The sequence below is a fragment of the Gammaproteobacteria bacterium genome, from assembly GCA_016195665.1.
GTDB lineage: Bacteria > Pseudomonadota > Gammaproteobacteria > SURF-13 > SURF-13 > JACPZD01.
Map to the genome: position 1 here is coordinate 58,857 of JACPZD010000009.1, position 13,320 is coordinate 72,176.

Sequence of the window (13,320 nt, forward strand, 5' to 3'; positions counted from 1 at the left end):
GGCTGGAAGCCGGCCTTACAGCTTTTCCTTGATGCGCGCGGCCTTGCCCTGCAGATCGCGCAGATAATAGAGCTTGGCGCGCCGGACATGTCCGCGCATTTTCACGGAGACGTCTTGGATGCCGGGGCTGTAGGTCTGGAACACGCGCTCCACGCCCTCGCCATGTGACATCTTGCGCACGGTAAAGCTCGAGTTCAGGCCGCGGTTGCGTTTGGCGATGACGATACCTTCAAAGGCCTGCAGGCGTTCGCGCGCGCCTTCCTTGACTTTGACCTGAACCACGACCGTGTCGCCGGGGTTAAAGTCTGGGAGTTTGCGGGACATCTGTTCGGCGTCGAGTTGTGCAATGATCTTATTCATGGTCTATCATCCTGTTCTTCAATAAATTCGTTCAACAGTTTCTGCTGTTCCTGGTCCAACTGCAAATACTTTAACAAATCGGGCCGTCTTACCCAGGTTCGGCCCAGGGCCTGTTTCCGGCGCCAGCGCAGGATGGCCTGGTGATCGCCGCTTAGCAGCACCTCCGGCACCTTTAAGCCTGCGACGTCCTCGGGCCGGGTATAGTGCGGATACTCCAGCAGACCTCCCGCAAAGGAATCGTCCTGCGCCGAATCTTCATGACCCAGCGCGCCCGGCAGGCGGCGCGTCAGCGCATCTACAATAACCATCGCGGCCAGTTCGCCGCCGCTCAACACGTAATCGCCGATGGACCACTCTTGGTCCACTTGTGTGACAATAACGCGCTCATCAATGCCTTCGTAACGCCCGGCCACCAACACCAGTCCAGACAGCGCAGCGAGTTCATTCACGCCCGATTGATCGAGTCGTCTGCCTTGCGGCGAGAGATAAATGACCCGGCTGCCCTCGCCCGCCGCCCCTCGCGCCGCGACGATGGCCGCGGACAGAGGCTCCACCCGCATCACCATGCCCGGTCCGCCGCCGTAAGGGCGGTCATCCACCGTGCGGTGACGGTCTTCGGTGTAATCCCGAGGATTCCAGCAGCTTAGCCGCACGACGCCTCGGTGCACCGCCCGCCCGGTGACGCCGTAATCGGTCAGGGCCTTAAACATGTCGGGAAACAGCGTGACGACCGCTATTTCCACACTAAGAACTTATCCATAAATAAATTTACCGCAGAGGACGCAGAGGAATGCCCTCAAGTAGGGTTTGTTTCTCCTCCGCGCCCTCCATGGTGAAGCCTTTCCATCGCAAGGGACACAGGGGCACTATGTTATGGATATGCTCTAAAACTCCGGGTCCCAATCTACCCGTAAGATTCTGGCTACGGGGTCCGTCTCGCGTATCACGCTGCCCATGATATAAGGGATCAGCCTCTCGCGCTCGCCTTTAACGACCACTACATCGTTGGCCCCGGTTTCCAGGAGATGATCCACCGTACCCAGCTCTACGCCCGTCACGGTAATCACCTTCCAGCCTATAAGATCCGTCCAATAATATTCGCCGGGTTCGAGACGCGGCAGGCTGGAGCGTTCGACCGAAATCTCGGCGCCGACCCAGCGGCTCACCTGTTCACGCGAGGTGCAACCCTCGATCTGGGCGACGATGTTTTTGCCGTGGACTCGGCCGTCTAATACCCGCCGCATCTCCAAAGGCCCCTGCCCCACCTGTATAAACCACGGGGCATAGTCCAAAATATTTTTCTTGGGCTGGGTGTATGAGTACACCTTCAACCAGCCGTGTACACCGTAGGGCCCGATGATGCGCCCTACCGGCACCATTGGGGAATCCGGCGGTGTAGTCAGGCGCTGTGTTGCTTGATGAGGCCAGCCACCCGTTCGGAGGTCTTCGCTCCCTTGGATAGCCAATAATCCACCCGTTCCTTCTGCACCAAAAAACCCACCTCTTGCCCCGCCGCAATCGGGTTATAAAAACCTACCCGCTCGATATAACGGCCGTCACGCTTGTTACGGCTGTCGGTGACGACAATGTTGTAAAAGGGACGTTTCTTGGCGCCGCCGCGGGATAAACGAATTGTTACCATACTGAATCCTCTTGCCTATCATGTTGAGGCGGTTCAAAACCATGAACTGCCTCTGGTTAGCTGATTATTTTAATCAAATTCCGGCCGATAAGGAAGGCTATAAACGGGATTTGTGCCTGTTTTAGAAAGAAGGGCACTTCTAAAAATAGCGGATTTTGGCTTTAGGCAAGGCGGAATTCTGCGAGAAAGCGGAGTGTACACGGCAGTACATGAGCATTTCGAGCAGAATTCCAACGCCGCATAAAGACAAAGGACGCATTTTTAGAAGCGCCCAGGAATACGGCCTTTTAGGCCGCGTATAAGCTTGGCCATACCGCCTTTGGAGACTTGTTTCATCATCCGTTGCATCTGTTCAAATTGTTTCAGCATGCGGTTTACGTCCTGTATCTGGGTGCCGGAGCCTGCGGCAATGCGGCGCTTGCGGGAACCCTTGATGAGATCCGGCTTGTGCCGTTCCTGGGGTGTCATCGAATTGATCATCGCCTCCAGGCGTTGGGTTTCGCGGTCATTGATCTGGCTCTTCACCGCCTCCGGGACATTGGACATGCCGGGCAGCTTGTCCATCAGACCCGCCATGCCACCCATCTTGCGCATCTGGCGCAGTTGATCGCGGAAGTCCTCCAGATCGAAGCCTTTGCCCTTCTTGAGCTTGGTGGCGAATTTCTCGATGTGCTGATGATCCACAGTGTGCTGAGCCTCCTCGATGAGGCTCAGCACATCACCCATCCCCATGATGCGCGAGGCGATGCGGTCGGGATAAAAGGGCTCCAGGGCCGTGGTCTTCTCACCCGTGCCCAGAAACTTGATGGGTCTGCCGGTGATGTGCCGGATCGAAAGCGCGGCGCCGCCGCGCGCGTCGCCATCGGTCTTGGTGAGAATCACACCGGTCAGGGGCAAGGCGGCGTGGAAGGCGGCGGCGGTATTGGCGGCGTCCTGACCGGTCATGCTGTCCACCACGAACAAGGTCTCCACCGGCAGCAGTGCCGCATGCAGACGGCGGATTTCATCCATCATATCGGCGTCTATGTGCAAACGCCCCGCGGTGTCTACAAGCAATACGTCCAGCAATTGTTTGCGCGCGTGTTCCAACGCCGCTAGCGCTATCACCACCGGATCTTGGGAAGCATCGCTGGAAAAGAAATGGACGCCGACATCCCCGGCCAGGACTCGAAGCTGCTCGATGGCGGCCGGGCGGTAGACATCGGCGCTCACCACCAACACCGACTTTTTCTTGCGCTCCTTGAGCCAGCGCGCCAGTTTGGCGACGGTGGTCGTCTTGCCGGACCCTTGCAGACCGGCCATAAGAATCACCGCAGGGGGCGGGACATGGAGATCCAGTTCTTCGTTCGACTCGCCCATCACCCTGACAAGCTCGTCGTGCACGATCTTGATGAGCGCCTGACCGGGCGTCAGGCTCTGCATGACCTCCTGGCCCACGGCGCGCGCGCGCACATGCTCCACAAACTCACGTACCACGGGCAGGGCGACATCCGCCTCCAGCAAGGCCATGCGCACCTCGCGCAGGCTGTCCTTGATGTTGTCTTCGGTGAGGCGCCCCTGTCCGCGCAGATTTTTCAGCGTGCGGGCAAGGCGATCGGTCAGGGTGTCAAACATGAGTAATAAAGGAAACTCTGAAAAATATATCGCCAACCGCCAAGGCGCCAAGGTCACCAAGAAAAAAGGCTTGAATTTGTAAAGAAAAGTCTTGGCGTTCTTGGCGTCTTGGCGGTTCAACATGCATAAATCAGAGCTTCCTAAAGTATTATGGAGAAACGAGATCTTCTGAAAAACGCATTATAACCTTGAGGCCGGGGTGATTATCGGTAAGTTCCAGTTCGGCGTGATGCAACTGCGCGACGGCGCGCACCAGGCTCAAACCCAACCCGCTGCCGGGTGTGCTGCGGCTTGTGTCCAGGCGCACGAAGCGCTCCAGCGCTTGTTGCCGCAACGCCTCCGGGATGCCCGGGCCGTTATCGGCCACGCTGATTTCAAATTTATTATTATAGCGTGCGGCTGTGATCTCGATAAGTCCGCCCGGCGGCGTGTATTTGATGGCGTTGTCGAGCAGATTGGAAAGCGCCTGCGCAAGCAACTGGCGGCTGCCGTAAAGGCTGAGGCCTTCCTGAATACGGCTGCTGAATGTATGGTTGCGATCCTCGGCGAGAGGTTGATAGAGCTCGGCGATGTCGCGCACGATAGCGCTGAGATCCACTTTCTCCCAATCATTGCGGCGTCCGCCGGCTTCCGCATGGGCGATGCCGAGCAGGGCGTTAAACGTGTCGAGCAGCCTGTCCACCTCGGCAAGCGACTGCTCCATCACGCTGCGGTATTCCTCGACGGGGCGTTCGCTGAGTTGCGCAAGTTCCAGCCGGCTGCGCAGACGGTTGAGCGGGCTGCGCAAGTCATGGGCGATGCTGTCGGTGACCAGGCGCGTTGCGTCCATGAGCTGTTCGATCTGATCCAGCATCCGGTTGAGACTCTCCGCCAGCTCGTCGAACTCGTCGCCGCTGCCCGTCAGAGATATGCGCCGGGCGAGATGCCCGGCCATGATCGCCCGGCTGGTGCGGTTGATGCCGTCTATGCGATGCAGCACATTGCGGCTCATCACCAAGCCGCCCAGCAAACCCAGGGTAAGCGTGATGCCGAGCGCCCATAGCAGTGTGAGCAACGTGTAGCGGCGCAACTCTTCTCGCTCGTGCAGCTCACGCCCCACCACGAGGTAGTAACCGCCGGGTAAGGCAGTCGTCAATATCCGCGCCCGATGAGCTTCCTCTTCCTCATCATGATGATTGCCGTTGGCGGACAGTGCGATGCGGGACCAGCCGGCGCCAGGAGGCGACACGCCGGTCCAGACCTTTATGTTGCCGGCCAGTTGCGTTTGACCCGGGCTTGCTAAAAGATAAACACGCTCCGTTTCATCTCCCGCCGCGCCGCGGCGATCTATACTGCGGCGCAGCTCATCAAGCCCGCCCTGACGATACATATCGCGCAAGGCATCGGCCTCCGCCGCAATTCCCATATCCGTCTGCTGGTCCATATAGCGGGTGGTGGTCCAATAAATAAACCCCAGCAGTACGGTGTTGGAGATTCCGAACAGGCCGACATACAAGAGGGTCAGGCGGAACGCTGTAGTGCGTAACAGATTTACTGAGAAGTTCATAATTAAAGGGACACTTTCCTGCACGCCCCCGCCCCTTGTTTAGGGGGCGGGACAGGGTGGGGGTAAGTAAAACAGTTTTCTACTAAGGGATCACAAAGTAAGTCCAGATTGCTTACTTTGTGATCCCTTAGTAGGCGGGCGCACGCAGGCAATATCCCGCCCCGCGCACAGTGTGCAAGAGAGGCGTAGCAAAACTTTTGTCTATCTTCTGGCGTAAGCGGCTGATGTGGACATCAATGACGTTGGTCTGCGGATCGAAATGGTAATCCCAGACCTTTTCGAGCAACATGGTGCGTGTCACCACCTGGTTGCTGTGGCGCATCAGGTATTCCAGCAAACGGAATTCCCTCGGTTGTAAATCTATGCGCTGCCCGTTGCGCGTCACGGTACGGGCGAGCAGGTCCATTTCCAGGTCTGCTACACGCAAGCGGCTGTCAACGCGGGCCTCGCTGCCGCGGCGCAGCAACGCCTCGATGCGCGCCACCAGCTCGGAAAAGGCATAGGGTTTGGTGAGATAGTCATCGCCTCCCGCTTGCAGACCCTTGACTCTGTCATCCACCTCGCCAAGCGCGCTTAGTATCAGCACCGGCGTATGTTTGCCGTTGTCACGTAAGGACTGAATCAGCGAGAGTCCATCAAGACCGGGCAGCATGCGATCAACCACCAGCACATCGTAACTTTCGGTCATGGCAAGGTGCAATCCTTCCTTGCCGTCGGCGGCAAGGTCTACGACATAACCCTGCTCCTTCAGTCCCTTGGCAAGATAGTCCGCCGCCTGCCGGTCATCCTCTATAATCAATATACGCATGCTCTAAATAATAGAGCATAGAACATTTCGATGGAATTACCAATTGTTAATGTTGCGGCAAGGGTTAAGTAATAGGATGTCAGGCATTCTACTCCCCAGCGCTGAATGGTTCAGCGTTTACAACACTTGGAGGTAGGTATGAAATTGAACAACTTGATATTGAGCGCTGCGATTGCTGCCGCATTGGGTATAATATCCGCGCCCGCGGTATTTGCAAGTGACCACGGCAAGGGTAAGGAGACGGAAAAGGCCGAATCCAGCAACGCTGCCAATCATAGTGAGAGGCACGACACCGACAACAAAGGCAAACTGGAGTCCGAAAAGCACGATCAAGATTCTACGGATAGCGACTCCGAGAAAAACGATGACTCCGAAACGGAATCAGAAAACTCGGCTTTAGATTCCCTGTAATCCCATCAGCAGCATGTTTGGAACATGCCGGGCAGTGCAAACTGCCCGGCATATTTAACAGGAGATGTTCATGACCAGCCGGCACAAGCCGATGCCCCAACAGTGGGACTGGGTCACCCGTTTTCTGCATTTCGGGTTGGCCATCACGGTAACTCTGCAACTGCTCAACAGCTTGGTTATTGAAAAACCCAAACCTGGACACCCTTTATCTGGATTCGAGGCGCTTATGTTTGATATACACGAGTGGCTCGGCATAACAGCTTTTGCCATCGTACTGCTGCATTGGGCGTGGAGCCTGTGGGGGTTGGGGGGCTATGGAGTACGCCATCTGCTCCCTTGGAACAGGGAGGGGCGCGCCGAAGTAGTCACGGGTCTGCGCGAGGTCTTCAAGGGAAGACTGTCATCCGGAGGCCCCAAGGACAAACTTTCCGGCCTTATTCATGGACTGGGTTTATTGGCCGTGCTAGGCGCTGCCACCACGGGCGCCGTATTGTTCTTTTTTATGCCTGAGGACGGCAAGCTTACTATGCTCACCGGTGCAGCGAGCGAGCTGCACAAATTCATTTCCACCTTTGTGTGGATCTATTGGGGCGGCCATGTCGGCATGGGGCTACTGCATTATTTCGTCTCACGTGACGAGGCGCTACCGCGCATGTTTTCTCTTTCTCCAAGCAAGAAGTAATCTTTATTCTAATGTTGGAAACGGTGTTGGAGGTTTATGAATCTTCGCGCCCCGTAGAGCCGGACTCAATATGAAAACGGTGAAGAAAGCGATGAATGATGGGCGCAAAAAGAATCGCCGCAATCATGATAAGCGCAAGGCCGCTGTATAGCGCGTAAACACCCGCGAACACCTTGCCCGCAAAGGTCTGCATGGGAGCAAGCGGGCCCATGCCGGACAATATCATCGCCGCATTGGCAAAGGCATCCACCCAAGGCATCTGCTCGAAATGATGATAACCGAGTACCCCCACCAGTAGTGATATGAAAACGAGCAGCAGGCCTGAAGCCGTGCTGAGGATAAGCCGGCGGACGAACGCCGGCCAGGGTAAGAGCGGGTGGGTGTGGTGTTCGAACATGGTCAATCTCGGCTAACCACTCAAATGAACAGATGCTATGCCGCGTGGTTTGCTATAGTTTCGTTAATACCCGATCTACCGCAGAAAGCGTTGCGTTGATTTCGTTGTCGCCATGAGCGGCTGAGACGAAACCGGCTTCGAAGGCGGAAGGCGCGAGATAGACGCCCTCTTCCAGCATGCCGTGGAAAAATTTTTTGAAGCGCTCAACGTCACAGGCTATGACTTGCGCGAAATTGTGAACAGTGGTTTCTGCCGTGAAAAATAATCCGAACATCCCGCCTACTTGATTCGAGGTTAAAGGAACACCCGCTTTTTTTGCACGTTCTTTGATGCCGTCGGTTAAGCGCTTTGTTGTTGCGCCGAGTTTGGAGAAGAAATCGGGTTGAGAGATCAGATCGAGCGTGGCAAAGCCCGCCGCCAGCGCCACCGGATTCCCCGACAGCGTGCCGGCCTGATAAACGGGCCCCAGCGGGGCGATGTGCCGCATGATGTCTTTGCGGCCGCCGAAGGCGGCGACCGGCAGCCCGCCGCCGATGACCTTGCCGAGCGTGGTGAGATCCGGCCTGATGCTATAGAGTTGCTGCGCGCCACCCAGGGCAACGCGAAAACCGGTCATGACTTCATCGAAGATCAGTACGCTGCCGTATTCATTACACAGACTACGCAGGCCCTCTAAGAATCCCGGCAGCGGCGGCACGCAATTCATATTGCCCGCCACAGGCTCGACGATGACGCAGGCGATGTCTTTGCCGTAACGATAAAAGGCTGCGAGCGCCGGCTCAATTTCATTATAGGTGAGCGTGATCGTATGCTCGGCGAGCGCCGCAGGAACACCGGCGGAACTCGGCACCCCGAGCGTGAGCGCACCGGAGCCTGCCTTGATGAGCAGCGAGTCGGAGTGCCCGTGATAGCAGCCCTCGAATTTCACGATCTTGTCGCGCTTGGTAAAACCGCGCGCCAGACGCAGCGCGCTCATAGTCGCCTCGGTGCCGGAGCTGACCAGCCGCACCATCTCGATGGAGGGCATCAGCGCGCAAATCTTTTCCGCCATCTCGACTTCAATCGCGGTGGGCGCACCGAAGCCCAGACTGCGCGCGGCGGCCTCCTGCACCGCCTTGACGACTGCGGGGTGGGCGTGACCGGCTATCATCGGGCCCCAGGAGCCGACGTAATCAATATAACGGTTATCGTCTTCATCAATCAGATACGCGCCTTCGCCCCGCTTGAAGAATAACGGTTCGCCGCCTACGCCACGAAAGGCGCGCACCGGTGAATTGACGCCGCCCGGGATGTGTTGCTGGGCCTGCAAAAAAAGCGCGTGCGATCGGGACGTGTTCATTTTCTTCTCACAGTTGAAAAAGTTTTGTGTAACGGTTTGCGGCAGAGGTCACGTCCGGATGGCCGAACAGGCCATGTATCACCGCCAGCATGTCGGCGCCCGCCTCGATGAGCGCCCTGCCGTTTTCAGGCGTGATGCCGCCGATGGCTACGATGGGGATGGATATTTTTTTTCTGACCTCGCGTAACAAAGAGAGGTCCGCCGACACGGCATTGGGTTTGGTGAGCGAGGCGAAGAAGCGTCCGAAGGCGACGTAATCGGCGCCGGCGGCCTGCGCCTCCAGGGCACTCTCCAGCGAGTTGTAACACGACACGCCGATCAAGGCGCGCGGCCCCAGCACTGCCCGCGCCTCGCCGAGGCTCGCGTCATCGCGCCCGATATGGACACCGTCGGCGCCGACGATCCCGGCCAGAGCAACGTCGTCGTTGATAATCAAAGGCACACCGTGACGCCTGCAAAGTGCGAGCAAAGCGCGCGCCTCTTCGCTACAGCACAGCGGGTCGGGTTCCTTGGAGCGGTATTGAACAACCGATGCGCCGCCCTGGATGGCTTGTGCGACGCGATCCATCAGATCACTGCCTATCAGGCCGGTATCGGCAATCGCATAGAGTCCACGCCATTGCGTTTTAGCATTGCCACAGCTATGCACGGTCTGATTCATGGACATCTCATGTGTCCTGACCTTCTTCGTTGCGCGCCCAGTACAAACGGTTCGGCAGATAGCCTCCCTTACCGATGCGATAACCGTATTTGAGTGTCTCCCAGGTATAATGTTGCGCTTCGTACACGGCGGTGAACGGTTCCAGTCCGTGCGCCAGCATGCCGGCGATGGCGGACGACAGTGTACAACCTGAACCGTGGTAGTTATAAGGCAAACGTTCCCACGTAAATGACTCGAGCCGGCGGCGATTGCCATACAGGTTATTGACGACCTCGGGGGTATCCTCGTGCGTGCCGGTGACGAGCACGAATTCGCTGCCTTGATCCATGAGTTGTTGCGCGCAGGCCTCCAGGGTATCCGCCCCGGACGCCAGCATCCGCGCCTCAAGGCTGTTCGGCGTCAACACCGTCGTCAAAGGCAGCAGCAACGAAATCATGGCGTCTTGCAGTGAACTGTCGGCCAGGGGGTGGCCGCCGCCCGCGGACAACACCGGGTCAAGAACAACAGGGATATTGGGATAATCTCTCAACAAGGTGTGTATCGCCTCGGCGTTCTCGCGCGTGCCGATCATTCCGATTTTGAAGGCGGCCGGAGGCATTTCCTCCAGCACCGCCCGCGCCTGCTCGATCACCAGGGTTGCGCTCATGGCCGAATACTCTATGACATCATGCGTGTTCTGCACGGTGACGGCGGTGATCACCGGCGCTGCCTGGCAACCCATGCTGGCCAGCGTTTCGATGTCGGCTTGGATTCCGGCTCCGCCGGTGGGGTCGTTACCCGCGAAGACCATCACCAGCGGCACTGCCTGTTGCTTGCTATTCATGTACGCGATTTTACAGCATGTTGGGGCGCTAGCAATTAAAGATGATGTCGTCCATCCATTTAGATCGAGATATAATAGGGTAACAATAATCCTTATTGGAAACTATGAAGACTTACATGTGTGTCATTTGCGGCTTTATCTACGATGAGGCCGCCGGATTGCCCAGCGAAGGCATTCCTCCGGGTACAAAATGGGAAGACCTCCCGCTCAATTGGGTCTGCCCGGAATGCGGGGCCCGCAAGGAAGATTTTGAAATGGTGGAGATTTAGCCGCCCGTCTGACGCAACTTCCGCCACACCAGCGTGCGGTTATTGACGGGCATCTCATAGTCCTTCAGCAATATCATATCTTGCGCGTGAGCCAGGCTATCCAGCGCTTCGAAGTCCCGGATGCCGCTTGACGGCTCGCGCGCCTTGAGCCATTGATCGAAGCGGACGTTGCTGTCGCTCGTATAGCAGCCGCGATAATTGAAGGGCCCGTAAAGGGCGAACACCCCGTTGTCCTGCAAGGCCGAGCCCACACCCGCGAACATCCGTTCCACCTGCGGCCAGGACAGGATGTGCGCGGTATTGGCGCTGAACACGGCGTCGAAGCGTTGCTCAGGCCAATGCTCATCGTCCACATCCAGTCTGATCGGCGGATGCACATTGGGCAGCCGGTACTCGTCCAGCCACATCATGATACCCGCGTGATGACCGGCGAGATCACTGGGCTGCCAAATGAGATGAGAAAGCTGCGATCCAAAATACACGGCATGCTGGCCCGTCCCGCTGCCGATCTCAAGCACGGTGCGGCGATCCTTGAATACTTCCCGCAACACCTTCAGGATCGGAACCTTGTTCTGGTCGCAAGCCTCGGAGTAGGGTTTCATGGCGGTGTATAACGTATTGAGCAGCGCGGGCCGCAGACCCCACAGGTAAGGCTGCTGCTCGTTGAAAGAGAAAACGGTGATCCCAGCATAGCATAGTGCGATGGCAGCACCATCACCGTCGCGGCTCACTATAATTCCCCACCAGCCGGTACAGGCGCACATAGCGAATTTCTCGTGGCTAATCATGGTTGAATATTCACCACATAATGGTGAATATTCAACCATGTACTCGCGAAATATTGAATCGGATTTACGTGCGGCATTGGCCGACACCCGGGTGGTGCTGCTAAACGGTGCGCGCCAGACTGGTAAAAGTACCCTGGTCACAGCCTTGTCCGGGGAGTTGGGCGCTGACTACGTCACCTTGGACGATGCCACGGTGCTGTCTGCCGCGTCCACCGATCCGGCAGGCTTCCTCAAGGGTCTGAGCAGCAGGGCGGTGATCGATGAGGTGCAGAAAGCCCCAGCGTTGTTTCCGGCCATCAAGACCCTAGTGGATACCGATCGGCGTCCGGGCCGGTTTCTGCTGACGGGTTCGGCCAATGTGCTGATGTTGCCGAAGATATCGGAATCGCTGGCGGGCCGGATGGAGATCATTACTCTCAACTCCTTGTCGCAGGGCGAATTGCTGGGGCGGCGGGAGCGTTTTATTGATGGCGTATTTGCGGCAAAGATCTCGGCCTTGGCGCGGGAGGATGCGCGGGACTTGGCGACCCTCGTCCTGGCCGGGGGCTATCCGGAGGCGGTGCAACGCACCGCGGGCAAGCGCCGCGCAGCGTGGTTCGCCTCCTGCATGACCGCCATCTTGCAACGTGACGTACGCGACCTGGCGCATATCGAAGGACTCACCGAAATGCCGCGCCTGCTGACTCTTTTGATACGGCTGGTAGAACAGTTCGTGGCAGGCGACTGGTTGGTGATTCCGTCACTCTTTCATCAGGAGCCGCTGCGCAAGCGCATATTGCTTGCGCTCAATGTTGACATCATTGTGCATCACCTTCTGCGCTTTTTACGCGAGCAGAACCAGGAGCGCATCGAACCGGTGTTCGACGAAGAATCGCCGATAGGGTCAACGCGCCATATGCGCACTTGGTACACAACAAAGGTTTGTTACCCGACGCAGAAATCACAGATCAGTCACATGATAGCCGACAGTGCTTGGGAACAGTACGCCGCCAACGTGCTGGAAAAAAGTGATCGGGTTACCGCCTACGCAAAAAACGACCATCTGGGCTTCCAAGTCTACTACTTGTGGAATGGCGCACGGCGGCGCTTCGTTCCGGACTTCCTGATTCGGCTCGCCAACGGCAAGACGCTGGTGCTGGAAATCAAGGGCGAGGATTCCGAACAGAACCGCGCCAAGCGCGAGGCGCTGGATGCTTGGGTGAAAGGTATGAACGCGAAAGGTGGGTTTGGAACGTGGTGTTGGGATGTTGCATTTCAGCCAGCGCAAATCCATGACATCATTTTAAAACACACGGATGAGGGGTTAAAGAGAGCCACCCCTCGATAGGAAAATGCCGAAAGAGGATACGGTGCTGCTATGAGACTGCCGAAGAATCCGTTCCATCCGGGGGAAGTCTTGCGGGAAGAGTTCCTGGAACCGTTGGACGTAACCCAAAGCGCCTTGGCCGAGAAGCTGGGTTGGCGCCGTACGCGGTTGAATGATCTCCTCCAGGGCAAGCGCGGCATCACGGCCGATGCGGCGCTGGATCTCGCCAAGGCGCTCAATACCTCGCCGAAACTCTGGATGAACCTTCAGGCCACCTGGGATTTGGCACACGCTGTCAAGCGCCGGCACGCGGCCTGATTTTTTCCATTTTAGCCCGAAGGGGATAGCCCTTTTCCCGGATCTAGGCCTGCCATTGATAGGAGCCGCGCTTTCTGAAGGTCGCCACTGCTCCACTCATTGTCGTGCGTCAGGGGATGTAATCAGCGAGCTTATCAAGCACGGCATCTTACGTTTGTCGGCTGTACTCCAATTTGTACTCCACGCTCTCCGTTCCATGGCGTTTTGATATTGCCTGTGGCTGCTTTTGGAGCACAGGCTAAAAATGAAGGCTTCGTAATTTCTTGAATTTGGTGGGCGATGCAAGGCTCGAACTTGCGACCCCTGCCGTGTGAAGGCAGTGCTCTACCACTGAGCTAATCGCCCTGCAGACCGTG

Annotated in this window: 17 protein-coding genes and 1 tRNA gene; 5 read left to right on the forward strand and 13 right to left on the reverse strand. The window is 57.2% G+C overall.

The features are described from left to right. Positions 1–15: 15 nt before the first annotated feature. The 7 genes from rplS to HY028_03475 all read right to left on the reverse strand — a co-directional run bounded on the left by rplS (position 16) and on the right by HY028_03475 (position 5,970). Entirely contained in the window at positions 16–360 is a 345-nt protein-coding gene (gene rplS, locus HY028_03445) for a 50S ribosomal protein L19 (GenBank protein MBI3343912.1), read from the reverse strand. After that, on the reverse strand, positions 357–1,103 hold the full coding sequence (gene trmD, locus HY028_03450; protein ID MBI3343913.1) for a tRNA (guanosine(37)-N1)-methyltransferase TrmD: 747 nt from the start codon (positions 1,101–1,103) through the stop codon (positions 357–359). Before trmD ends, rplS begins: the two co-directional genes overlap by 4 nt. Before the next feature lie 141 nt (positions 1,104–1,244). After that, positions 1,245–1,739 carry a ribosome maturation factor RimM gene (gene rimM, locus HY028_03455; protein ID MBI3343914.1) on the reverse strand — a complete coding sequence of 165 codons (495 nt, stop codon included), beginning with the start codon at positions 1,737–1,739 and terminating at the stop codon, positions 1,245–1,247. A 20-nt stretch (positions 1,740–1,759) separates the two neighbouring features. Beyond that, complete coding sequence (rpsP, locus tag HY028_03460; GenBank protein MBI3343915.1) at positions 1,760–2,002, reverse strand: 30S ribosomal protein S16; 243 nt, start codon at positions 2,000–2,002, stop codon at positions 1,760–1,762. Between the two features lie 261 nt (positions 2,003–2,263). Next, entirely contained in the window at positions 2,264–3,616 is a 1,353-nt protein-coding gene (ffh, locus tag HY028_03465; GenBank protein ID MBI3343916.1) for a signal recognition particle protein, read from the reverse strand. Positions 3,617–3,764: 148 nt separating this feature from the next. After that, complete coding sequence (locus HY028_03470; GenBank protein MBI3343917.1) at positions 3,765–5,162, reverse strand: HAMP domain-containing histidine kinase; 1,398 nt, start codon at positions 5,160–5,162, stop codon at positions 3,765–3,767. 127 nt (positions 5,163–5,289) lie between these two features. Then, positions 5,290–5,970, reverse strand: a complete 681-nt coding sequence (locus HY028_03475; protein MBI3343918.1) for a response regulator transcription factor — start codon at positions 5,968–5,970, stop codon at positions 5,290–5,292. 138 nt (positions 5,971–6,108) lie between these two features. On the opposite strand from HY028_03475, the gene HY028_03480 reads away from it, so the two are divergent. Both HY028_03480 and HY028_03485 read left to right on the forward strand, forming a co-directional pair. After that, the gene (locus HY028_03480) at positions 6,109–6,381 is read left to right on the forward strand and encodes a hypothetical protein (protein ID MBI3343919.1); all 273 of its coding nucleotides are present in this window, start codon (positions 6,109–6,111) and stop codon (positions 6,379–6,381) included. 70 nt (positions 6,382–6,451) lie between these two features. Next, entirely contained in the window at positions 6,452–7,063 is a 612-nt protein-coding gene (locus tag HY028_03485) for a cytochrome b/b6 domain-containing protein (GenBank protein MBI3343920.1), read from the forward strand. A gap of 34 nt (positions 7,064–7,097) precedes the next feature. On the opposite strand, the gene HY028_03490 is transcribed toward HY028_03485, so the two are convergent. Genes HY028_03490 through HY028_03505 form a run of 4 tightly spaced genes read right to left on the reverse strand, consistent with a single transcriptional unit; the run spans position 7,098 to position 10,283 of the window. Beyond that, entirely contained in the window at positions 7,098–7,460 is a 363-nt protein-coding gene (locus HY028_03490) for a hypothetical protein (protein MBI3343921.1), read from the reverse strand. 52 nt (positions 7,461–7,512) lie between these two features. Then, entirely contained in the window at positions 7,513–8,799 is a 1,287-nt protein-coding gene (gene hemL / locus HY028_03495; protein ID MBI3343922.1) for a glutamate-1-semialdehyde 2,1-aminomutase, read from the reverse strand. Between the two features lie 7 nt (positions 8,800–8,806). Next, positions 8,807–9,460 (reverse strand): thiamine phosphate synthase, encoded by a 654-nt coding sequence (locus HY028_03500; GenBank protein ID MBI3343923.1) that lies wholly within the window; start codon positions 9,458–9,460, stop codon positions 8,807–8,809. 7 nt (positions 9,461–9,467) lie between these two features. Further along, positions 9,468–10,283 carry a hydroxymethylpyrimidine/phosphomethylpyrimidine kinase gene (locus HY028_03505; protein ID MBI3343924.1) on the reverse strand — a complete coding sequence of 272 codons (816 nt, stop codon included), beginning with the start codon at positions 10,281–10,283 and terminating at the stop codon, positions 9,468–9,470. Positions 10,284–10,387: 104 nt separating this feature from the next. Between HY028_03505 and HY028_03510 the strand changes: the two genes are divergently transcribed. Then, the gene (locus HY028_03510; GenBank protein ID MBI3343925.1) at positions 10,388–10,552 is read left to right on the forward strand and encodes a rubredoxin; all 165 of its coding nucleotides are present in this window, start codon (positions 10,388–10,390) and stop codon (positions 10,550–10,552) included. Here the strand turns inward: HY028_03510 and HY028_03515 are convergent. Beyond that, positions 10,549–11,154: a DUF938 domain-containing protein gene (locus tag HY028_03515; GenBank protein MBI3343926.1), complete on the reverse strand. Its 606-nt coding sequence runs from the start codon at positions 11,152–11,154 to the stop codon at positions 10,549–10,551. The genes HY028_03510 and HY028_03515 overlap by 4 nt on opposite strands. A 223-nt stretch (positions 11,155–11,377) precedes the next feature. On the opposite strand from HY028_03515, the gene HY028_03520 reads away from it, so the two are divergent. Further along, the gene (locus HY028_03520; GenBank protein ID MBI3343927.1) at positions 11,378–12,667 is read left to right on the forward strand and encodes an AAA family ATPase; all 1,290 of its coding nucleotides are present in this window, start codon (positions 11,378–11,380) and stop codon (positions 12,665–12,667) included. 30 nt (positions 12,668–12,697) lie between these two features. Then, positions 12,698–12,964, forward strand: a complete 267-nt coding sequence (locus HY028_03525; protein ID MBI3343928.1) for a HigA family addiction module antidote protein — start codon at positions 12,698–12,700, stop codon at positions 12,962–12,964. Positions 12,965–13,234: 270 nt separating this feature from the next. Here HY028_03525 and HY028_03530 read toward each other — a convergent pair. Beyond that, positions 13,235–13,309, reverse strand: a tRNA-Val gene (locus HY028_03530). Positions 13,310–13,320 lie beyond the last annotated feature (11 nt).